General features: G+C 42.7%; 16 protein-coding genes. 7 read left to right on the top strand and 9 right to left on the bottom strand.

Annotation, left to right across the window (positions count from 1 at the left end; all coding sequences use genetic code 11):
- Positions 1 to 272: 272 nt before the first annotated feature.
- The 5 genes from hslU to priA form a co-directional block, all read right to left on the bottom strand.
- A complete protein-coding gene (hslU, locus tag JI723_RS19280; protein ID WP_070927435.1) occupies positions 273 to 1607 on the bottom strand; it encodes an HslU--HslV peptidase ATPase subunit in 1335 nt (444 codons plus the stop codon).
- An 11-nt stretch (positions 1608 to 1618) separates the two neighbouring features.
- Positions 1619 to 2149, bottom strand: a complete 531-nt coding sequence (gene hslV, locus JI723_RS19275; RefSeq protein WP_070927437.1) for an ATP-dependent protease subunit HslV — start codon at positions 2147 to 2149, stop codon at positions 1619 to 1621.
- A gap of 279 nt (positions 2150 to 2428) precedes the next feature.
- On the bottom strand, positions 2429 to 3250 hold the full coding sequence (gene ftsN, locus JI723_RS19270; protein WP_319067987.1) for a cell division protein FtsN: 822 nt from the start codon (positions 3248 to 3250) through the stop codon (positions 2429 to 2431).
- A gap of 74 nt (positions 3251 to 3324) precedes the next feature.
- Positions 3325 to 4353 carry a DNA-binding transcriptional regulator CytR gene (cytR, locus tag JI723_RS19265; RefSeq protein ID WP_140182916.1) on the bottom strand — a complete coding sequence of 343 codons (1029 nt, stop codon included), beginning with the start codon at positions 4351 to 4353 and terminating at the stop codon, positions 3325 to 3327.
- Between the two features lie 332 nt (positions 4354 to 4685).
- Positions 4686 to 6884, bottom strand: a complete 2199-nt coding sequence (gene priA, locus JI723_RS19260) for a primosomal protein N' (protein WP_337979648.1) — start codon at positions 6882 to 6884, stop codon at positions 4686 to 4688.
- 353 nt (positions 6885 to 7237) lie between these two features.
- Between priA and rpmE the strand changes: the two genes are divergently transcribed.
- Entirely contained in the window at positions 7238 to 7453 is a 216-nt protein-coding gene (rpmE, locus tag JI723_RS19255; protein ID WP_004265313.1) for a 50S ribosomal protein L31, read from the top strand.
- A 232-nt stretch (positions 7454 to 7685) separates the two neighbouring features.
- Here rpmE and JI723_RS19250 read toward each other — a convergent pair whose 3' ends face one another.
- Both JI723_RS19250 and metJ read right to left on the bottom strand, forming a co-directional pair.
- Positions 7686 to 8429, bottom strand: coding sequence for a hypothetical protein (locus tag JI723_RS19250; protein WP_337979647.1), 744 nt, complete (start codon positions 8427 to 8429; stop codon positions 7686 to 7688).
- 319 nt (positions 8430 to 8748) lie between these two features.
- A complete protein-coding gene (gene metJ, locus JI723_RS19245) occupies positions 8749 to 9066 on the bottom strand; it encodes a met regulon transcriptional regulator MetJ (RefSeq protein WP_004265315.1) in 318 nt (105 codons plus the stop codon).
- Positions 9067 to 9380: 314 nt separating this feature from the next.
- On the opposite strand from metJ, the gene metB reads away from it, so the two are divergent.
- The 3 genes from metB to ppc all read left to right on the top strand — a co-directional run bounded on the left by metB (position 9381) and on the right by ppc (position 16022).
- A complete protein-coding gene (gene metB, locus JI723_RS19240; RefSeq protein WP_070927446.1) occupies positions 9381 to 10541 on the top strand; it encodes a cystathionine gamma-synthase in 1161 nt (386 codons plus the stop codon).
- Positions 10542 to 10552: 11 nt separating this feature from the next.
- Positions 10553 to 12994 (top strand): bifunctional aspartate kinase/homoserine dehydrogenase II, encoded by a 2442-nt coding sequence (locus JI723_RS19235; protein WP_337979646.1) that lies wholly within the window; start codon positions 10553 to 10555, stop codon positions 12992 to 12994.
- 388 nt (positions 12995 to 13382) lie between these two features.
- Positions 13383 to 16022, top strand: coding sequence for a phosphoenolpyruvate carboxylase (gene ppc, locus JI723_RS19230; protein ID WP_272580753.1), 2640 nt, complete (start codon positions 13383 to 13385; stop codon positions 16020 to 16022).
- A gap of 326 nt (positions 16023 to 16348) precedes the next feature.
- On the opposite strand, the gene metF is transcribed toward ppc, so the two are convergent.
- Both metF and argE read right to left on the bottom strand, forming a co-directional pair.
- Positions 16349 to 17233 carry a methylenetetrahydrofolate reductase gene (gene metF / locus JI723_RS19225; RefSeq protein ID WP_070927454.1) on the bottom strand — a complete coding sequence of 295 codons (885 nt, stop codon included), beginning with the start codon at positions 17231 to 17233 and terminating at the stop codon, positions 16349 to 16351.
- 226 nt (positions 17234 to 17459) lie between these two features.
- Positions 17460 to 18614, bottom strand: a complete 1155-nt coding sequence (gene argE / locus JI723_RS19220) for an acetylornithine deacetylase (protein WP_140183097.1) — start codon at positions 18612 to 18614, stop codon at positions 17460 to 17462.
- A gap of 102 nt (positions 18615 to 18716) precedes the next feature.
- Between argE and argC the strand changes: the two genes are divergently transcribed.
- The 3 genes from argC to JI723_RS19205 all read left to right on the top strand — a co-directional run bounded on the left by argC (position 18717) and on the right by JI723_RS19205 (position 21835).
- Positions 18717 to 19721 carry an N-acetyl-gamma-glutamyl-phosphate reductase gene (gene argC / locus JI723_RS19215; protein WP_140183098.1) on the top strand — a complete coding sequence of 335 codons (1005 nt, stop codon included), beginning with the start codon at positions 18717 to 18719 and terminating at the stop codon, positions 19719 to 19721.
- Positions 19722 to 19759: 38 nt separating this feature from the next.
- Positions 19760 to 20536, top strand: a complete 777-nt coding sequence (gene argB, locus JI723_RS19210) for an acetylglutamate kinase (RefSeq protein ID WP_070927458.1) — start codon at positions 19760 to 19762, stop codon at positions 20534 to 20536.
- Positions 20537 to 20614: 78 nt separating this feature from the next.
- Positions 20615 to 21835 carry an argininosuccinate synthase gene (locus tag JI723_RS19205; protein WP_070927460.1) on the top strand — a complete coding sequence of 407 codons (1221 nt, stop codon included), beginning with the start codon at positions 20615 to 20617 and terminating at the stop codon, positions 21833 to 21835.
- Positions 21836 to 21897 lie beyond the last annotated feature (62 nt).

The following is a 21897-nucleotide window of genomic DNA, read 5'->3' as shown; positions in this document are numbered from 1 at the left end:
CGTTCACTTGTCGCCTAGCTGAACTTCGAATTATTTAGAGTCTATTATGTTCAATAAGATTAAAAGCCCCCGCATCAATAAAGTTGCGATGGGCTAAATAACTGTCAGTTTCTAAAGTACAGCCATGGTTCAATGGCTGTACTTGATTAGACGTATACTCGTTATATTTCAGGTTGCAGCGTTATTGACTTCATTTATTTGTCGCCTCGCTGCACCTCGAATTATTCAGAGCATGATATTAAGGATACATGAAAACCTGATAATTAATAAGATTATAAAATAAATCTACTCAGATCTTCGTCAGCCACCAGCTCATCTAAATGCTGTTTAACATATTCTGCATTGATTTGGATGGTTTGGCCGCTACGTTCGCTGGCGTCATAGGATATTTCTTCCATTAAACGCTCTAGCACCGTGTGTAGACGACGTGCACCGATGTTCTCTGTTGATTCATTGACTTGCCATGCAGCCTCAGCAATACGGCGAATACCATCTTCTGTGAACTCAATAGTCACACCTTCGGTTGCCATCAATGCTTTGTATTGCTCAGTCAAAGAGGCATTGGGTTCAGTCAAAATACGTACAAAATCTTCAGTGGTCAGTGCTTGTAGTTCAACACGGATCGGCAAACGACCTTGTAATTCAGGGATCAAATCCGATGGACTGGAAACTTGGAAGGCACCTGATGCGATAAAGAGAATATGATCTGTTCTTACCATGCCATGCTTAGTGGAAACAGTACAACCTTCGATCAATGGTAATAAATCACGCTGAACACCTTCACGGGATACATCTGGACCAGAAGATTGCCCACCACGTTTACAGATTTTATCGAATTCATCGATAAATACGATACCGTGTTGTTCAACCGCTTCAATCGCTTGCTCTTTTAACTCTTCCGGGTTAACTAGCTTAGCGGCTTCTTCTTCAATCAACAGCTTAAATGCTTCTTTGATTTTCATCTTGCGTGCTTTTTGTTTTTGCCCCGCAAGATTCTGGAACATGGATTGTAATTGATTGGTCATTTCTTCCATGCCAGGAGGAGCCATGATTTCAACACCCATTGGTGCCGCTGCAACTTCAATTTCAATCTCTTTGTCATCTAGCTGGCCTTCACGTAATTTCTTACGGAATGATTGACGCGCAGGGGATTGCTCATCAACAGGCTCAGATTGACCCCAGTTATTTTTTGCTGGTGGGATTAATACGTCAAGAATACGTTCTTCGGCCAGTTCTTCAGCACGGTAGCGATTTTTTTCAATCGATTGCTGGCGTACCATTTTAATTGCAGAATCAGCTAAATCACGAATGATAGAGTCAACTTCTTTACCGACATAACCGACTTCAGTAAATTTTGTCGCTTCAACTTTAATAAATGGTGCGTTGGCGAGTTTTGCCAGACGGCGAGCGATTTCTGTTTTACCTACACCAGTTGGTCCAATCATTAAAATATTTTTCGGTGTCACTTCATGGCGCAGCGTTTCATTCAGCTGCATACGGCGCCAGCGATTACGTAATGCAATAGCAACAGAGCGTTTCGCATTATTTTGGCCAATGATGTGGTTATCGAGTTCGCTAACTATTTCGCGTGGAGTCATTTCGGACATACTGGCAATCCTTATGATTTTGAAGAAATTTCTTCAAAGTTTACATTGTGGTTGGTATAGATACAGATATCACCGGCGATCGAGAGCGCTTTTTCCGCGATTTCACGTGCGCTTAAATCTGTATTTTCAAGTAAGGCGCGTGCTGCGGATTGCGCATATGGGCCACCTGAACCTATAGCAATTAAATCATTTTCTGGCTGAACAACATCACCATTCCCCGTAATAATGAGAGAAGTATGTTCATCAGCGACAGCAAGCAGTGCTTCTAGTTTGCGCAACATGCGGTCAGTACGCCAATCTTTTGCTAATTCAACAGCTGCTTTAGTTAAATGGCCTTGGTGCAATTCAAGCTTACGTTCGAATAGCTCAAAAAGTGTAAATGCGTCGGCAGTGCCACCAGCAAATCCTGCAATAACTTTGTCGTTATATAAACGACGAACTTTGCGGACATTGCCTTTCATGACGGTATTACCCATCGTCGCCTGCCCATCTCCACCGATTACGACTTGGCCATTACGGCGAACACTTACGATTGTTGTCATGAGTTAGCCCCTGGTTATATGACGAAAAAATATGCGGCTTAAATACTCGTTATACTTCAAGTTGCAGCGTTGTTGACTACGTTCTCTCGCGCCAGTCACATACTGATGTATGCTCCTAGCGACTTGTTCACTTGTCGCCTAGCTGCACCTCGAATTATTTAGAGTATAAATTTTCAAACTACCAACTTTCATAAATTGGTAGCTTGAACATGCAAAATACTGTTACAGCCACTCTTGATAGTACGTTAAAACAGTACATGGGGGAGGGGGTTATATTTTTCAACCCCCAGAGGCACGAAGAATACATCCTGATACACCAACACCACTTGCTCGATCACGCATTTTTTCAGCGGTAGACTTAGAATATGGACCAAGTATGATGCGGTGCCAACCGCCACCAACAGTGACTCGGCTTTCAATACCAGAAAATGCGAGTGTTGCACGAACAGATTCTGCCTGCTCCGCTGTACGGAAAGAACCACACTGTACCAACATATTTTGCAGATTATTCGCAGGTTTACTTTCAGTTTGCGTGGCTGGCGCTGATTGCGCAGGCTGAGCTGGTTTTGGCTCAGGTTTCGGCTCTGAAGGCGTGACAGGTTTACGCTGCACCGGTGGATTAACGGGTTGCGTTGGCTCATTAATGATCACCTGTGACCGTGGTACAGGTTGCCCGTTATACGGAACTTCTTGTAAGTTGGTGACAGGGCCGCGTCTATCGGAGTCAATTTGCTCTAATAGCTGACGTTGTTCCGGCGTCAGATCAGATTGGCGCATAATATTGCTACCTGACTTATTTTGCTGCTGGATCTCAGGGAGATCTACGCCGCGACGTTCAAGCTCTTTAATATAACGCCAACGCTCTTCTGGTTTAGGAGGTAAGGTATTTACCGGAGCTGATGGCGTATGCGCCCCTGTACTTTGAGGTGATTCTTGTTTGTTGTGAGTGATATAAAAAAGGCCGCCGACAAATAGAACAACAATCCCAACCGCAACAACGAGTGTCGTTAGAGGAAGACCTTGTGCTTTTTTTGCTTTGCCTTTACTGGTTTTACGGCGGGCAGATGAGCGCCCGCGAGCTACATAATCTTTTTGTGCCACGCTGTTACTTCACTAGGTTATTGTATGTCAGTTATTATCTCACTTTATATGTTACTTAACCTGAACGAGTTTGCCTAGCTTTTAGGCGCTTTAGTGCTTTCTCTAATGATTAAATCAGAATCTAAGAGGCGTGAACCAGGAGTTACACTATTGCCTTGCAGCTGTTCAAGCAGCAATAACATGGCATGGCGGCCTATTTCATCGCGTGGATGGTTAATGGTTGTTAGCGGTGGCAAGGTATATTTTGCTTGTTCAAGATTATCAAACCCAACGATAGAAAGATCATCTGGTAGTATTAATCCTAATTTTTTGGCTTGCCACATGGCACCGATTGCCATGATATCACTGTGGCAAAAAATCGCTGTTGGTGGCTCTGGTAGTGAAAGTAATGCCTTTGCGGCTTCAGCCCCACTTTCATGACTAAAATCGCCTCGCACAATATAGTGTTCGCGTAGTCTTTCACCTGTGCGTAGCATGGCTTTTTTATACCCTTCTAAACGATATCGGCTATGAGGCATATGTTCAGGGCCGGCAATACAAGCAATCCGTTTATGACCTAATTTTTGTAAATAATGTGTTGCATTAAATGCAGAGGTCAAATTATCAATATGGACGGTAGGTAATTTAAGGTCGGGAGAGAATTCATTAGCCATGACGATAGGCGGGAGATTCTTTTGTTCTTCCGTTGACACATCAAAGGGGAGGTTCGATCCTAATAAGACCATTCCATCAATTTGTTTAGTAATAATAAGGTTAATAAACGCATTTTCTTGCTTTTGTTGATGCTTGCAATCGCCTATCAGCACAAAATAACCTTCTTCAGCAGCGACTTTTTCTAAACCGCAGATCACATCGCTAAAGAAAGGATCACTGATATCAGGCACGATCGCCAAAATGGTTTTTGATTCATTGCGTTTATAGCTTCTTGCAAGGTTATGTGGATAGTAACCAACATCCATCACCGCCTGTTCCACTTTCTGGCGTGTCTGCAAGGAAACTTTTTCAGGGTTCATTAAAGTTCTGGAAACGGTTGCCGTTGATACGCCTGCTGCATTAGCAACATCTTTCATGGTTGCAGTACCATTTTGTTGTTTTTGTTCCACAACGCCTTCCTTACGTTAGTTAATCGTTTGCTTTTTTTGCATGGCGTAAAGACGTCATCGCATCAAGTTACGAGTTATTCTAATTGGTTTAATAATAATATCTGTTACCTAGTTTACATAAAAACTGTGACTTGAGTCATTTTTTAGAGCTGCTTCGCAAATATTGAAAATAATTCACAAGGCAACCGTTTTTAGCTTATTTAATGATAAATATTTGGCTCTATAGCGGTGAGTTGTTTGCGCTATTTGATTTAGTTACGATATTTTTACTCTCATAAAAAGAAATATGATACGTAAACATGTTTTGAGTGATTTATCTTTGATAGATAAGGCTAGCCATCAGTAGGATCGACATCAATATTCCATTTCACTTTGCGACTTTCTGGCTGGCTTTGTAGCTCAGGTAGAAGTTGCGCCGTAAATTTTTGCAAATAGCCACGAGAAGGGTGTTGTAGTAACAGTTGCCAGCGGAAGCGGCCACCGCGTTTAGCTTGAATTGCTGGAGCGGGTCCTAAGATCCATAATCGAGGATCACTTTGTGGGTGTTCAGAAATATAATGGCGTACTTTCTGTAGAAACTGCTTTGAATCTTGGTTGTTGTGATCTTCTGAACGGATCAAAATATGGCTAGAAAAAGGAGGAAGCATGGCAATTTGGCGTTCTTCCATCGCTTCTTTAGTGAATGCATCATAACCACTTTCTAATAATGTCTGTAGTAATGGATGTTCCGGATGGTGAGTTTGTAAAAACACCTCACCTTGCTTGCCCGCGCGGCCAGCTCGTCCAGACACTTGCACGTAAAGCTGAGCAAAGCGTTCAGCGGCTCTGAAATCACTCGAAAACAGCGCTCCATCAACATCAAGTAGCGCAACTAAGGTGACATCTGGAAAGTGGTGTCCTTTGGCCAACATCTGTGTGCCAATCAAAATACGTGCACCACCCGCATGGACTTCATTTAAATGTTGTTCTAATTCACCTTTACGGCTAGTGGTATCACGATCAATACGTGTTACCGGAACGTTAGGGAATAATTCAGTGATCCCTTCTTCGAGCTGTTCGGTTCCCATCCCCACAGGAACGAGGTGTGTGGAGCCACAATGTGGGCATTGTTTAGGAACCGGACGTTGGCTATCACAATGGTGGCAACGTAGCTGATGAAAGTTCTGATGCAAAGTATAGTAGTGATCGCAACGTTGGCATTCGGCTATCCAACCACATTCATGGCAAATCAGTGCAGGGGCATAGCCGCGACGGTTTAAAAATAAGATCACTTGGTTGTTTTGTGCTAAGTGCTCTTGAATATGTTTAACCAATAAATGTGATAAGCCAAACTTGAGTGGTTGGCCTTTAAGGTCGATAAGATGTTGAGTTGCAGGGCGTGCGTTTCCTGCGCGTAGTGTTAAGTTCAGTTGGCGATATTTCTTTTGCTGAACATTAAATAATGTTTCTAGAGAAGGCGTAGCCGTTCCCATAATAATAGGAATGTTTTCCTTTTTTGCACGGAAAACTGCGAGGTCGCGTGCATGGTAGCGCCAGCCATCCTGTTGCTTGTAGGAACTATCATGCTCTTCATCGATAATGATAATGCCCAAGCGAGAAAAGGGAGTAAATAGTGCAGAGCGTGTACCAATGACAATGGCATTCGAACCCTGTTTTGCGCGTAACCAGACAGCAAGGCGTTCGCTGTCATTTAGCCCTGAATGCAGCACATCAACAGGGGCGTTGAAACGTTCGCGAAAACGACTAATTGTTTGCGGTGTTAAACCGATTTCAGGCACTAAAACTAATGCCTGTTTACCTTGCGCTAAAATATTTTCTAATACACTGAGGTACACTTCGGTTTTACCAGAACCAGTGATACCCGCAAGGAGCCAAGGTGAAAAAGTATCATCTTCAGCACGGATGGCACCGACGGCGGTAGCTTGTTCGCTATTGAGGCGTAAGCGTTCTCCACTGACAGAAAATTGAGATTGCCATTTTTCTGCTATTGGCTGAACAGGGTACAGGTTAATGTAATCTTTCTTTTTCAGCGACTGAAGCGCGCTTTCGCTCAATTCCAGTTCATTGACTTGGTGGCGATAAATTGCACCACGACGCAATAAAGCCAGAGCTTGTTGCTGTTTTGGCGAACGTTTTAATTCGTTAAGATCGACACTTTCGCCAAGTGCAGTTACCTGCCATTGCCAAATTGGCGAAAACTCAGCGGCCTTGCCTTGACGTAATAGAATAGGTAACGCATGAAAGAGAACTTCACCAATGGGGTAGTGATAGTACTGCGCTGACCATAATAGCAATTGCCATAGGTCGTCAGGGAAGAGGGTTTCATTATCAAGCACAAGCTCAACGGATTTCAGTTGGTCTTCGGGGAGTTCGCTAGTATAGCTGTGGTTAACCACAATGCCTAGAGCTTGCCGTTTACCAAAAGGCACCATGACACGACCGCCAATTGGAGGGATCGGCATATTGTCATCTAAGCAATAATCAAAAGCGCGATTTAAAGGAACAGGTAAAGCCACCTGAACGACGATCATATCTAGTATTCCGTCTAGTTTTTGTGCGATAATAGTAAGATTGTCTGGTTAGAGTATCATAAAAAACTCTACTCTAAATAATTCGAGATGTAGATAAGCGACAAGTGAAAGACCAGTAAGACAGACGGGGAGCATAGACAAACTATGTGGCTCGGCTCGCTGAGGTTAGTCGATACCTCTGCATCTTAAAGTATGGCGAGTATATGCAGTTTTCATTGCGCGATAAACATATTTTCTGTATGATCCGCCGCCTTTGGTATCTAATTTTGCCAATAAACATTCTTAATCAACACGACGTGTGGTGTCCGGCGTTAGGGCTGGAATGGCGACACGGCCTTAATAGAGGTTCTCCCATGAAAAAAGGTATTCACCCTAAATACGAAGAAGTTACTGCTACTTGTTCTTGCGGTAATGTTATGAAAATCAATTCAACTGCGGGTCACTCACTGAACCTGGACGTTTGTGGTAACTGCCACCCGTTCTATACTGGTAAACAGCGTGACGTTGCGACTGGTGGTCGTGTTGATCGCTTTAACCAACGTTTCAGCATCCCAGGTTCTAAGAAGTAATAAAACCTACAGATGCAAAAAAGGGAAAATACGTTTTCCCTTTTTTTATGGAAGAAATAAACCGTTAGAGACGGTCACCCACACCAAACACATACCATTGTTTCTGCTCTTCGCGTTTGATTTTACCATGTCGATATCGGTTTTATCGGTCACTTGCCCACATCTAAATAGCGATAGCTGGAGCACAGTACAGATAGAAGCGCACTCTCTAAAGAATACGCATTAATCACATTTAGCGTTTTTTACATGGCGCTGGGGCATATTGTGCATTTGCGGGAAAAGGATTAGCTTCACAGTCAGGGAGCTGTTCACGAACTTCAAACATTGCAAAACCAATGACACCAATATTACGTTCATCACCTTGAATATTTTGATTTACATAAGAATTCTCAGGGGTAGCAAAGCGGAAAGCTGCGACGTGATCTTGGCTTTTACGGAATCCTTCAATGGTTACCTCACTCTTTGGGCGGATCAGATAACCACTATTTTGATATGAGCCTGCACGGCCATTGAGTACATCGATACCATCAACCGTTGTGACCACTTCATAAGTTCTATTTCTATCGGTATTGGCGATGGTTAATTGATAACGCTGTCCCTCTTTGGCGGGTAAAATATACTGGCCTTGATGATTACGGTAGGTTGGCATTTTATAGCCACGTTGGTCAGTGACTTTGATTTCCAATGGAGATAGTGCGATGTAATTCATGGTTTGAATGTGCGATGGTATTGATTCTCCGCGGTAATAGATAGTGGCAGTATCAAAAGGTGAGTTGGTTAAACGTGATGCATTCACGGTTGTTACAGCAGAATTAACATCTTCACCCCATTGAGTACCTAATTTTTTGGCTGAAGATTGAATATCAGCGGTTTCTCGGTACTTTTGTGAGTTTATGGCGGAATAGTTTGTGCATCCAGCGGTAATGAGTAACGCAGTACCAATTAGCCCCATCAAAGCCTGATTATATCGATTCATTACATTACCCTTCATGATTTTTGTTATTCGTTGTGAGTAGGAAATAATGCAGGGAGTGTAAAATTACGGATCGTGTAAAGCTTGAGGGAGATTCTGAATTGCGAATAATTCAGAGGAATCTAAACCGAAGTATATCTCCAAAACCCTTCAAGTTGCAGTGTTGGTTGACTGTACTCAGTTAGCCGGATCATAGAGTTTATCTATGCTCTTCGTCTACCTTCGTTTGTCGCCTAACTGCAACTCGAATTGTTTAGAGTGGAAAAAAACGCTACGTCATCAGTGAGTGGCGTAGTTGAAACCAGAGATGAAGTAGCAGCAATCAGTATTCCCAAGTTTCAGGGTCAATGCCGAGTTCGCGCATGATCTCTTTAGCGGCCTCTGGGATTTCATCATTACGCTCTTTGCGTAAATCCTCATCATTTGGCAGCGGCTGGCCAGTAAAGGCGTGCAAAAAAGCTTCACACAGTAATTCACTGTTGGTTGCATGACGTAAATTATTGATTTGTCTGCGGGTACGCTCATCAGTTAAAATTTTCAGTACCTTCAATGGAATTGATACTGTAATTTTTTTTACTTGCTCACTTTTTTTGCCATGCTCAGCATACGGACTGACATATTCACCGTTCCATTCAGCCATGAGTTACCTTGGTTATTTTCATTAATAATAAAAAATAATACATCAGTTATCTTTCAAATCACAAAATATTCATGGTCTAAGATATTTAACTGACATATAAGTTAAAATACTAGCAACATAAAACGTCATAATTTCTTTTTGAAATTAATGAGTTGATATGTTTTGCATAAATTACAATCAATTTACGCATAATCATTAAGGATGATTATTCCATTACTTGATATAAACGTAAAGAAGTTTAGCCGTCTAGATATGTTGACGTCTATACTTCTAGTGGGTATTATTTGGCTTACCGTCTATCAGGAGAAGCGTTTATGTCCCTTAAACCGTCGACTATCGCCATTCATAATGGGTTAAACGAAGATTCGCAGTTTGGCTGCGTTGTTCCGCCCATTTATTTATCCAGTACTTATAATTTTACTGAGTTTAATGAGCCTCGTGTTCATGATTATTCACGTCGGGGCAATCCTGGGCGTGATATCGTGCAAAGAACAATCGCACAGCTTGAAGGCGGTAGCGGAGCAGTGATGACAAACAGTGGGATGTCCGCGTTACATCTTTTATGTACTGTTTTTCTGCAACCAGGGGATCTACTTGTCGCTCCTCATGATTGTTACGGCGGAAGTTATCGTCTGTTTAATAGTCAGCATCAACGCGGTGCTTATCAAGTGCAATTTGTTGATCAAAATAACCAAACTCAATTACTCGCTGCCCTAGCTAAAAAACCTAAATTGGTGTTGATTGAAACGCCAAGTAATCCACTACTAACTATTTATGATATTGAAACAATTACAAAACTAGCTCACGATGCAGGGGCTTTAGTCATTGTTGATAACACTTTTTTAAGTCCTATATTGCAGCAACCGATTTCGTTAGGTGCTGATTTTGTTGTGCACTCTTGTACAAAATATCTTAATGGTCATTCAGATATTATTGCAGGAGCCGTTATTGCCAAAGAGGAAAAGTGGGCAATAGAATTAGCATGGTGGGCGAATAATATCGGTGTTACAGGGGGAGCCTTCGATAGCTATTTATTGCTCAGGGGGATCAGAACGTTATCACCACGCATAAAGCAGCAACAAAGTAATGCTCATGAGATAGTAAATTATCTTAAAACTCAGAAGTTAGTGAAGAAATTATATTATCCTGAATTAACAGAGCATGCAGGCCACAAGGTCGCCGTAAAACAGCAGAAAGGTTTTGGTGCAATGTTGAGCTTCGAATTTAATGGTGATGAATCACAGTTACGTCGTTTTCTAAGCTCACTCACACTTTTTACACTTGCGGAGTCATTAGGGGGCGTTGAAACCTTAATATCACATACTGCGACGATGACACATGCAGGAATGTCAGCGGAGGCACGAGCGGCGGCGGGTATTACTGATAGCTTATTACGGATTTCTGTCGGGATCGAAGATAGCCAAGATCTGATCGCGGATTTAGAAAATGCATTTAAAGTAGCAGCACAACGTTAGCGGAGTATTTGATGAGTGCACTGACAGCAGTTGAGGCGGGTCCACATCACCGCCAGTTACATAAATTTGGAGGGAGTAGTTTAGCTGATGCGAAATGTTATCAGCGGGTCGCCAATATTATGGCTAACTATAGCCAATCCGGTGACTTAATGGTGGTTTCAGCTGCGGGTAGTACAACAAATCAGTTAATTAATTGGCTAAAATTAAGTCAAAGTGATCGTATTTCTGCTCATCAAGTTCAGCAATACTTACGTCGTTACCAGCAAGATTTAATTAATGGGCTATTGCCAGAAGAGAAGGCCAGCAAACTAACTCGTTTATTTATCGAAGATTTAGAGCGCTTAAGTGCTTTACTGGATAAACCGATTAATGATGCTTCTTACGCCGAAGTCGTTGGTCACGGTGAAATATGGTCAGCACGCCTGATGTCTGAGGTGTTGCAAGAATCAGGCATGCAAAGTGTTTGGTTAGATGCTCGGGCGTTTTTGCGTGCAGAAAGAGCAGCTCAGCCGCAGGTTGATGAGCCACAATCACGCCAATTATTACAGCAAATTTTAGCGCAGTATCCTAAACATCGTTTGGTTGTGACAGGGTTTATTTCCCGTAACCAAGCGGGTGAAACGGTTCTTCTAGGGCGTAATGGTAGCGATTATTCGGCAACACAAGTCGGCGCATTAGCAGATGCTGAAAAAGTTACTATTTGGAGCGATGTAGCAGGGGTATATAGCGCTGACCCACGTAAAATTAAAGACGCCTGTTTATTGCCTTTATTGCGTTTAGATGAAGCCAGCGAACTCGCTCGTCTTGCTGCACCGGTACTACATACACGTACCTTACAACCCGTTTCTGTGAGTAATATCGACCTGCAATTAAGATGCAGCTATCAGCCTGAGCAAGGTTCAACAAAAATTGAACGTGTCTTAGCATCAGGAACTGGCGCAAAAATTGTGACGAGTCATGATGATGTATGTTTAATTGAACTCAGAATTGCACAAGGGCGTGATTTTAATCAGATCTATAAGGATATCGATTCACTATTGAAGCGTACTCAGCTACGTCCACTCGCGCATGGTATTCATCCTGATAGGAATTTACTGCAATTTTGTTATACCTCTGAAATTGTTGAAAGTGCCTTGAATATTTTAGAAGAAGCCGCGCTTCCGGGAACGTTATCACTACGTGAAGGTTTTTCATTGGTGGCATTAGTGGGGGCAGGGGTATGTAAAAACCCACTGCATAGTCATCGCTTCTACGCAGAATTGAAAGAGCAGCCTGTTGAATTTGTTTGGCATTCGGAAGATGGGATCAGCTTAGTTGCGGTATTGCGTTCAAACCAGACTGAACATTTAATTCAAGGCATGCATCAAAGTCTGTTCCGAGCCGAAAAACGTATTGGATTAGTTTTATTTGGTAAAGGCAATATAGGTGCTCGTTGGTTAGAGCTATTTGCCGCTGAACAACCGAATATTTCTGCGCGTAGTGATTTTGATTTTGTGCTTGCTGGTGTCGTTGATAGCCGCCGCAGTTTGCTTAATTACCAAGGTATTGATCCTAGTCGTGCCTTAGCCTTTTTCGATGATGATGCAATAGAACATCAGGACGATAATCTGTTTTTATGGATGCGCTCCCACCCATATGATGATCTCGTTGTGCTTGATGTAACAGCGAGCGTGGAGCTGGCGAATAGCTATATTGATTTTGCCAGTTATGGCTTCCATGTTATCAGCGCTAATAAAATTGCGGGGGCAGCAGAAACACAGCAGTATCGCCAAATTCGTGATGCATTCAGTAAAACTGGGCGTCATTGGTTGTATAACGCCACGGTAGGGGCAGGTTTACCAATCAATCATACTGTGCGTGATCTCAAAGAAAGTGGCGATGCTATTTTAGCCATCAGCGGTATTTTTTCCGGCACTTTGTCATGGCTTTTTTTACAGTTTGATGGCTCTGTACCTTTCAGCGAATTAGTTGAACAAGCATGGCAACAAGGTTTGACGGAACCTGATCCACGAATTGACCTCTCGGGGCAAGATGTCATGCGTAAATTGATTATTTTAGCTCGCGAAGCAGGTTATGAAATTGAACCTACGGATGTCCGTGTTGAATCATTGGTTCCTCCGCAAGCAGAAGCCGGCTCATTAGATGAGTTTTTTGAAAATAGCGCAGTGATTAATGAACAGATGCAACAACGCTTAGAAGCAGCCCAAGAAATGGGGATGGTTTTGCGCTATGTTGCGCGATTTGATGCGGTGAAAGGGCGTGCTCGTGTTGGTGTCGAAGCGGTTAAACCTGATCATCCTCTATCTTCATTACTACCGGGCGATAATGTTTTTGCCATCGAAAGTCGTTGGTACCGCGATAATCCATTAGTGATCCGCGGGCCCGGTGCGGGTCGTGATGTAACTGCGGGGGCTATCCAATCAGATCTTAATCGTCTTTCTCAGCTGCTATAACGTATTTTTAAGGTAGGTATTATTTTTTTAATGCCTACCTCCTTACAATTAATCCTATCTATTTTTGCGTTTTTGTTCTGATGATTTAATTCTTAAGCAATATTCATGTCTTAAAAGTGCTGAATCGACAATATATTGCGCTAAAGCAAGACATGAATAAGAAAAACTAATAAAAATATCGCTGTAATTAAATTTCAGAAAAATCCCCCAAATTGCTTTTTTTCTGATATCTATATAGAGGCAAGGGTAAAATTTGGTGGCTGCATCACAAAACTACAACTCCAGCGCAGCTTGCTGAAATTTAATTACAGGAAATTGGACGCAGTTGCTAACCGTTAACTAACCTAGAACGGACCGCATTCTGCCAGAAGCACAAGGTTAAAGTCTCATGAATCAGCAATATTCTGCAATGCGTAGTAATGTCAGTATGTTGGGTAAGCTACTCGGCGACACAATTAAGGAAGCTTTAGGTGAGGACATCCTCGATAAAGTGGAATCCATCCGTAAATTGTCAAAATCATCTCGTGCTGGTAATGAAGTACAGCGCCAAAAACTGTTAATGACATTACAAAACCTCTCTAATGATGAACTACTACCAGTTGCGAGGGCATTTAACCAGTTTTTAAACCTGACTAACGTTGCTGAGCAATATCACAGCATCTCACCACATGGTGAAGCAGCGAGTAATCCTGTTGCACTCAAAAACTTATTCAGCCGCTTAAAAGATAAAAGTTTTACTGATGGCGATATTCATAAAGCGGTTAACCAGCTCTCAATCGAATTGGTTTTAACGGCTCATCCCACAGAGATAGCACGTCGTACCCTGATCCATAAACTGGTTGAAGTAAATACCTGTTTATCACAACTCGATCATGATGATTTGGCCGATTACGAGCGCAACAATATCATGCGTCGCTTGCGTCAATTAGTCGCGCAATCGTGGCATACCGATGAAATTCGTAAAATTCGCCCAACGCCTATCGATGAAGCAAAATGGGGATTTGCAGTTGTAGAAAACTCATTGTGGGAAGCGGTACCTGCATTTTTACGTGAGTTTAATGAACAGCTTGAAGAATCTATCGGTACAGTGTTACCGGTTGAAGCCAACCCAATTCGCTTTACCTCATGGATGGGTGGGGATCGTGATGGCAACCCAAATGTAACTTCAGAAGTTACGCGTCATGTATTATTGCTCAGTCGTTGGAAAGCGGCGGATTTATTCTTAAAAGATATTCAAGTTCTGGTCTCCGAACTATCGATGACCGAAGCAACCCCAGAACTGCGTGCATTAGCAGGAGGTGATGATGTTGATGAGCCTTATCGACAAATAGCTAAAAACCTGCGAGGCCAGCTATTTTCCACTTTGGAATATTTAGAGCGCCGAGTCAAAGGTGAGCAAGTACTGCCACCTGCTGATTTATTGACCGACAATGCACAATTGTGGGAACCGTTGTACGCATGCTATCAATCACTCATGGCATGTGGGATGAGTATCATTGCGAATGGACAACTACTGGATACATTACGTCGTGTACGTAGCTTCGGTTTGCAACTCGTCCGTATCGATGTTCGCCAAGAAAGTACGCGTCATACGGAAGCTCTGTCTGAGTTAACACAGTATTTAGGTTTAGGTGACTATGCCACTTGGTCTGAAGAAGAGAAGCAAGACTTCTTATTAACGGAATTGCAATCGCGTCGTCCGTTGATCCCGCGTAGTTGGCAACCAAGTGCTGAAACAGCAGAAGTCTTCGAAACCTGTCGTGTGATTGCGGAATCTAAGAATGATTCTGTCGCGGCCTATGTCATTTCCATGGCAAAAGTGCCTTCTGATGTACTTGCGGTTAAGCTATTACTCAAAGAAGCCGGCGCTTCAGTGCGTTTACCTGTTGCACCACTATTTGAAACACTTGAAGACTTAAACAACGCTGAAAGCGTGATGAAAAAGCTGCTAAGTATCGAATGGTATCGTGAGCTAATTGATGATCGTCAGATGGTCATGATTGGTTATTCTGACTCAGCAAAAGATGCGGGGGTTATGGCTGCTTCTTGGGCACAATACCGCGCACAAGATGCTCTAATTAAGTTATGTGATAAAGAAGGCGTCACATTAACACTCTTCCATGGCCGTGGCGGCACAATTGGCCGAGGTGGTGCACCTGCTCATTCTGCACTGCTCTCTCAACCGCCGGGAAGCTTACGAGGTGGTTTACGTGTCACTGAACAAGGTGAGATGATCCGCTTTAAGTTTGGTTTACCACAGGTGGCGATCAGTAGCTTAGCGTTATACGCGAGTGCTATTTTAGAAGCGAACTTACTGCCACCACCTGAGCCAAAACAAGAGTGGAAATCTGTAATGGATTCTCTATCTGATGTTTCTTGTGCTATGTATCGTGACTATGTCCGCGAACAGCCTGACTTTGTGCCTTACTTCCGCGCTGCAACACCTGAGCTTGAATTAGGTAAATTACCACTAGGCTCACGTCCTGCAAAACGTCGCCCAACGGGGGGGGTTGAAACTTTACGTGCTATCCCATGGATTTTTGCGTGGACTCAGAACCGTTTAATGCTCCCTGCATGGTTAGGGGCAGGCGCTGCACTGAAGCATGTGATTGAACAAGAAGGCAAACAAGCTGTATTGGATGAAATGTGGCAGCAATGGCCTTTCTTCAACACACGTATTGCTATGTTAGAAATGGTGTATGCGAAAGCGGACTTATGGCTCGCTGAATATTACGACCACCGTTTGGTGGAAGAGCGCCTTTGGCCTCTTGGCTTGAAACTACGTGAACAGCTTTCTGAAGATATCAAAAGTGTGTTAGCTGTTTCGAAAGATGAGGCACTGATGGCTGATTTGCCATGGATTGCTGAATCAATTGCCTTACGTAATGTTTACACAGATCCATTAAACGTTTTACAGGCAGAATTACTACACCGCTCTCGCCAGCAAGAGCAGCCAGATCCGCGCGTTGAGCAAGCATTGATGGTGACCATTGCCGGTGTTGCCGCGGGTATGCGTAATACGGGTTAATATAATTATATCTATATAAAGATAAAGGCTACTATATTATTGGTAGCCTTTATTGCTTATAAATCAGTAAATTGATAATGATAAAAGTAATTAATCATCTAAAAATTGTTCTAGAGTTGTCGTGTTTTCACTATTCTTAAATTGTGTAATTATTGTTCTATAGATTTTAGCTTTGTTTCGACTTCGTTATAATTTTATATTTCAAATGGTTAGATTTTTTAGTTGCAGAACTAATCAAAGTAATAACTTGAATAATATAGAGTATTAGCTTAGGTGATGGAGTTAGGACCACATCAATTGCAGTCCTAATAAATGATCGGCGAGTCTTACGGTCTTACCCCTAACGTATGGCAAATAGCATAAGTTAGTTCAGAGCGGTTCAACGTATAAAAATGGAAATCCTTCACACCTTCTCGGCTTAAAATTTTCACCATATCCATCGCAATCGATGCACCAACTAAATTGCGGCTTTCGGGGTCATTATCTAACCCTTCATACATTTTGCTCATCCATGATGGAATACGTACGTTGGTGAGCTTGGCAAAACGCTCTAGCTGGCGGAAATTTGAAACAGGCAAAATACCCGGTACGATTTCCACATCAATGCCTGTTGCGACACAACGGTCGCGAAAGCGTAAATAGCTTTCAACATCAAAAAAGAATTGGGTGATCGCGCGGTTAGCACCTGCATCAATTTTCTTTTTTAAGCTAATTAAGTCTGCCTGAGCGCTTTTCGCTTCAGGATGGACTTCAGGGTAAGCAGCAACAGAAATATCAAAGTCGGCTTCGGTTTTCAGTAATTCGACTAAATCCGCTGCATACATATCGGGTTTGCTACTGTTATCGGGTAAATCACCACGCAGTGCCACGATTTGACGAATTCCACTATTCCAATAATCACGTGCGATCTCTTTTAATTCATCGCGTGATGCATCGATACAAGTCAAATGAGGAGCCGCGATGAGACCCGTTTTTTCTTTAATGTCTTTAATAATGCTATGGGTTCTATCACGTTCGCCTGAATTTGCGCCGTAGGTCACAGAGACAAACTTAGGTTTAAGATTCTTTAACCGATCAATCGATTTCCAGAGAGTTTGTTCCATCTCTTCAGTACGCGGCGGAAAAAATTCAAAGGAGACATTAATCTGCCCATCTAACTCTGCCAAATTTTGGTTTAGCGCCTCGCGCTGATTTGCGTGAAAAAAACTCATACCCTGCCTCTCGTGACATTAAGTCTTGCAATCGTAATTGTATCGATAGTTTATTATATCCATTTACGCGTCTATACGTTTAGACGTCTAAATAGAGATTACCGAATATTTAAATAGAGTCAACACTTAAATGAAATAGTCACAGTGAGAGTTTTTCAGAGGCAATAGGAAAAAAATTCAAGTTGAAGGAAGCGCAACAGCAAGATGTTATTGCGCTTATCAAATTTTATTCAGTCAGACAAAAATGTTCAATCAGCTGACCAATCAGTTGGCGGGTGGGTTCAATAAATGCGATATCGATAAACTCATCAGGCTGATGAGCTTGTTCAATTGAGCCGGGGCCAAGAACTAAAGTAGGGCAGAGCTCTTGAATAAAAGGGGCTTCCGTACAGTAATTAACAGTATCTGCTTTTTGACCGAGAAGTTGTTCAATCACAGCGACCATTTTATGATCAGTTGGGCATTCATAACCTGGGATAGGAGGATGCAGCGCTTCAATGTCTAAACGACCCGGCCATTTTGCTTTGACTGGTTCAAGGGTTTCATTCAATAGCTCATCGAGATCTTGTAAGGTTAGACCCGGTAAAGGACGAATATCCATGTGTAATTCACAGCAACCACAAATGCGGTTCGCGGCATCACCACCATGAATATGACCGAAATTCATCGTTGGGTAGGGGATCACGAACGCAGGGTTGTTATAACGTTCTTTTAATGTATTACGTAGCGTCATCAAATGGCTAATCGACTCATGCATTAATTCAATTGCATTAACACCTCGGGCTGGATCACTTGAGTGCCCCGACTGACCGGTAATACGAATGGCATTTGAAAGGTGTCCTTTATGCGCACGTATTGGCTGTAACGAGGTAGGTTCACCAATAATGGCAAAGTCAGGGCGTAGTTGAGTACTCGCCGCAAAATAACGTGCCCCCGCCATTGAGGTCTCTTCATCGGCAGTTGCAAGAATATGCAGCGGACGAGTAAATTTGCTCGTATCAATATCACGCAGCGCATCAACAATAAAAGCAAAAAAGCCTTTCATGTCGGCGGTACCTAAGCCATAGAGCTTACCGTCGTGTTCTGTTAATGCAAAAGGATCTTTACTCCAACGGCCTTCATCAAAGGGGACGGTATCTGTGTGGCCACACAACATTAGGCCACCACTGCCTTCACCAATTGATGCTAATAGATTGTATTTATCACGGGTATCCGGTACGGGTTGGATATTAACCGTAAATCCAAGTGTTTCTAGCCAGCCTCCCAGCAATTCAACCAGTGCTTTATTGCTCTGATCGAGTTGTGCATCAGTTGCACTGATGGATGGAGTGGCAATTAATTGACGATAAATCTCAATAAATGCAGGTAATTTAATATTCACTGTTGACAGCCTTTATCCATAATAGTATCAATATTCATGCACTTTATTTGAATAAAAATACACATTAAACTGTTTGGGTCACGAGTACAAGGTAGAAAGTATATGTTGAACACACTCATTATCGGGGCCAGTGGCTATACTGGAGCGGAATTAGCGGCTTATCTGCAACGTCATCCTGAAATAAATCTTCAAGGGTTGATGGTGTCAGCGCAGAGTGCTGATGCAGGTAAATGCTTCTCTGATTTACATCCCCAGTATAAAGGCATCATCGATATTCCAGTGCAACCATTGACCGATGTTGCAGCAGTAGCACAAGGCGTTGATGTCGTATTTCTTGCAACGGCTCATGAAGTGAGCCATGACATCGCCCCTCAATTTTTAGAAGCGGGTTGTGTCGTGTTTGATTTATCAGGCGCCTATCGTGTTCAAGATGCTGCTTTCTATCCACAATACTATGGTTTTGAACATACAAACAGTAAATGGTTAGATCAAGCCGTTTACGGCCTTGCAGAATGGCAGGCTGATAAAATTCGTCAAGCCCAGTTGATTGCGGTACCGGGGTGCTATCCAACTGTTTCTCAGTTAGCGCTTAAACCACTGATTGAGGCTAAATTACTTGATGAACAAATGTGGCCCGTCATTAATGCAACCAGTGGTGTTTCAGGTGCTGGGCGTAAAGCTTCCATGACTAATAGTTTTTGTGAGGTGAGTTTGCAGCCTTATGGCATTTTTACTCACCGTCACCAACCCGAAATTGCAACGCATTTAGGCCGTGAAGTCATTTTCACTCCACATTTAGGCAATTTTGCTCGCGGTATCCTTGCCACGATCACTTGCAAGGTGAAAGCAGGGGTAACTGATGAGCAAATTCGTCAAGTATTTAAAGATGCCTATCAAAGTAAACCGTTGGTGCGTTTATATGACAAAGGCGTTCCGGCACTAAAATCTGTGGTTGGTACACCATTTTGTGATATCGGCTTTGTGCTAAAAGGTGAACATCTGATATTAGTGGGTACAGAAGACAATTTATTAAAAGGCGCAGCTGCACAGGCAGTGCAATGCATGAATATTCGTTTCGATTTTAATGAAACACAATCATTATTTTAGTGCCATCACGGTCAATGAACTTATTAAGGATCAACCCCATGCAACCATTAGTGATTAAATTGGGTGGTGTATTACTCGACAGCGAAGAAGCGCTAGAGAGGCTGTTTACGGCATTGCAAACTTATCGTCAGTCACATCAAAGACCATTAGTCATTGTGCATGGTGGTGGCTGCTTAGTTGATGAATTAATGCAGAAATTGCAATTACCGGTAGTTAAAAAGCAAGGGCTACGCGTCACTCCAGCAGATCAAATTGACATCATTACTGGGGCATTAGCGGGGACTGCTAATAAAACATTATTGGCGTGGGCAACTAAATACCAGCTACAAGCGGTTGGTCTATCATTAGGTGATGGGCAAAGTGCGGTAGTGACTCAACTTAATGATGAACTAGGTCATGTTGGCAGTGCGAAACCGGGCAATGCGAAATTACTGCAATTACTATTAGATGCAGATTATTTACCAATTATCAGTTCAATTGGTGTGACATCGGATGGTTTATTAATGAACGTCAATGCAGACCAAGCGGCTACAGCGATTGCACAGGCATTGAATGCAGATTTAGTTCTATTGTCTGATGTGAGCGGCATTCTTGATGGTAAAGGCCAAAAAATTGATGAAATGACGACGGAGAAAGCTCAGAAATTAATTGAACAAGGCATTATTACCGACGGCATGATTGTAAAAGTCAATGCGGCACTTGATGCAGCAACCACCTTACAGCGACCCGTTGATATTGCGAGTTGGCGTCATGCGGAGCAATTACCCGCACTATTTAATGGTACCTCCATCGGAACTCGAATTTTAGCATCGTAAGTGAGATGCATGCGGTTAGCTTTGCTAATCAAATAAACAAATGAACTCTTAATTAAGCGGAATCGGGATAGATAAGTTATGAAAAAGGGCATCAAAAAAATTGTATTAGCGTACTCAGGTGGTTTAGATACATCAGCAATTATTCCATGGTTAAAAGAAAACTATGATGATTGTGAAGTAGTTGCATTCGTTGCTGATGTTGGGCAAGACAGAGAAGATCTGGTTGGTGTTGAACAAAAAGCGCTGCAATCAGGGGCATCTGAATGCTATGTCGTCGATCTGCGCGAAGAATTTATCAAAGAATATATTTACCCAGTATTAAAAACAGGCGCTCTTTATGAAGGTAGCTACCTATTAGGGACGTCAATGGCGCGCCCAATTATTGCTAAAGCGCAAGTTGAAATTGCATTGAAAGTGGGTGCTGATGCTGTTGCTCATGGCGCAACAGGTAAAGGCAACGACCAAGTTCGTTTTGAAAGTACATACACTGCGTTAGCACCTCAATTAAAAGTGGTTGCGCCATGGCGTGAGTGGGATTTACGTTCTCGTGAAGCGCTTCTTGATTACTTAAAAGAGCGTAATATCCCAACGACAGCAAGCCTTGAGAAAATTTATAGCCGTGATGAAAACGCATGGCACATCTCAACGGAAGGGGGTGTATTAGAAAGCACATGGAATGCGGCTAATCAGGACTGCTGGGTGTGGACGGTTGATCCAAAAGATGCACCAGATGAAGCTGAATTAGTCACCGTTGGTGTGAAACAAGGTGAAGTCGTTTCTGTTAATGGTAAAGCGCTGTCACCACTGGGTTGCCTTGAGACTCTGAACGTACTGGGTGCGAAGCATGGTGTGGGCCGTATTGATATTGTTGAAAACCGTTTAGTCGGCATGAAATCACGTGGTTGTTATGAAACCCCAGGGGGAACCATCATGATGGCTGCTCTGCGTGGCATTGAGCAGCTGGTTCTGGATCGCGATAGCTTTAAATGGCGTGAGCAATTAGGTCTAGAAATGTCTTATGTGGTTTATGACGGTCGTTGGTTTGCACCTTTACGTCAATCTCTACAAGCTGCGGCAGAATCTTTAGCGCAAGATGTGACGGGTGAAGTGGTATTGAAATTGTATAAAGGGCAAGTGACGGCAATTCAGAAGAAAGCGGATAAGAGCCTGTATTCTGAAGAGTTCGCTACATTCGGTGAAGATGAAGTTTATGATCACAGCCATGCTGGTGGTTTTATCCGTCTATATTCACTGTCTTCACGTATTCGTGCGTTGAAGGAACAGAATAAAGCGAAATAGTTTTAGTATTTTCCCGGCAGCGGTAGGCTGCCGGGTACGACATATATACTCTAAATAATTCA

Origin of the sequence: Providencia manganoxydans, from assembly GCF_016618195.1 — a bacterium.
GTDB classification, from domain to species: Bacteria; Pseudomonadota; Gammaproteobacteria; order Enterobacterales; family Enterobacteriaceae; genus Providencia; species Providencia manganoxydans.
The sequence above is the reverse complement of the archived record's forward strand: the minus strand, read 5'-3'. Positions and strand labels throughout refer to the sequence as shown.

What these genes read in the sequence shown, in the direction of transcription:
- JI723_RS19205 (WP_070927460.1), top strand. Translation starts at nt 20,615, where the DNA reads ATGAAAAAGGGCATCAAAAAAATTGTATTAGCGTACTCAGGTGGTTTA.
- metJ (WP_004265315.1), bottom strand. Translation starts at nt 9,066, where the DNA reads ATGGCTGAATGGAACGGTGAATATGTCAGTCCGTATGCTGAGCATGGC.
- metB (WP_070927446.1), top strand. Translation starts at nt 9,381, where the DNA reads ATGTCCCTTAAACCGTCGACTATCGCCATTCATAATGGGTTAAACGAA.
- argC (WP_140183098.1), top strand. Translation starts at nt 18,717, where the DNA reads ATGTTGAACACACTCATTATCGGGGCCAGTGGCTATACTGGAGCGGAA.
- metF (WP_070927454.1), bottom strand. Translation starts at nt 17,233, where the DNA reads ATGAGTTTTTTTCACGCAAATCAGCGCGAGGCGCTAAACCAAAATTTG.
- JI723_RS19235 (WP_337979646.1), top strand. Translation starts at nt 10,553, where the DNA reads ATGAGTGCACTGACAGCAGTTGAGGCGGGTCCACATCACCGCCAGTTA.
- argB (WP_070927458.1), top strand. Translation starts at nt 19,760, where the DNA reads ATGCAACCATTAGTGATTAAATTGGGTGGTGTATTACTCGACAGCGAA.
- hslU (WP_070927435.1), bottom strand. Translation starts at nt 1,607, where the DNA reads ATGTCCGAAATGACTCCACGCGAAATAGTTAGCGAACTCGATAACCAC.
- hslV (WP_070927437.1), bottom strand. Translation starts at nt 2,149, where the DNA reads ATGACAACAATCGTAAGTGTTCGCCGTAATGGCCAAGTCGTAATCGGT.
- rpmE (WP_004265313.1), top strand. Translation starts at nt 7,238, where the DNA reads ATGAAAAAAGGTATTCACCCTAAATACGAAGAAGTTACTGCTACTTGT.
- priA (WP_337979648.1), bottom strand. Translation starts at nt 6,884, where the DNA reads ATGATCGTCGTTCAGGTGGCTTTACCTGTTCCTTTAAATCGCGCTTTT.
- ppc (WP_272580753.1), top strand. Translation starts at nt 13,383, where the DNA reads ATGAATCAGCAATATTCTGCAATGCGTAGTAATGTCAGTATGTTGGGT.
- JI723_RS19250 (WP_337979647.1), bottom strand. Translation starts at nt 8,429, where the DNA reads ATGAATCGATATAATCAGGCTTTGATGGGGCTAATTGGTACTGCGTTA.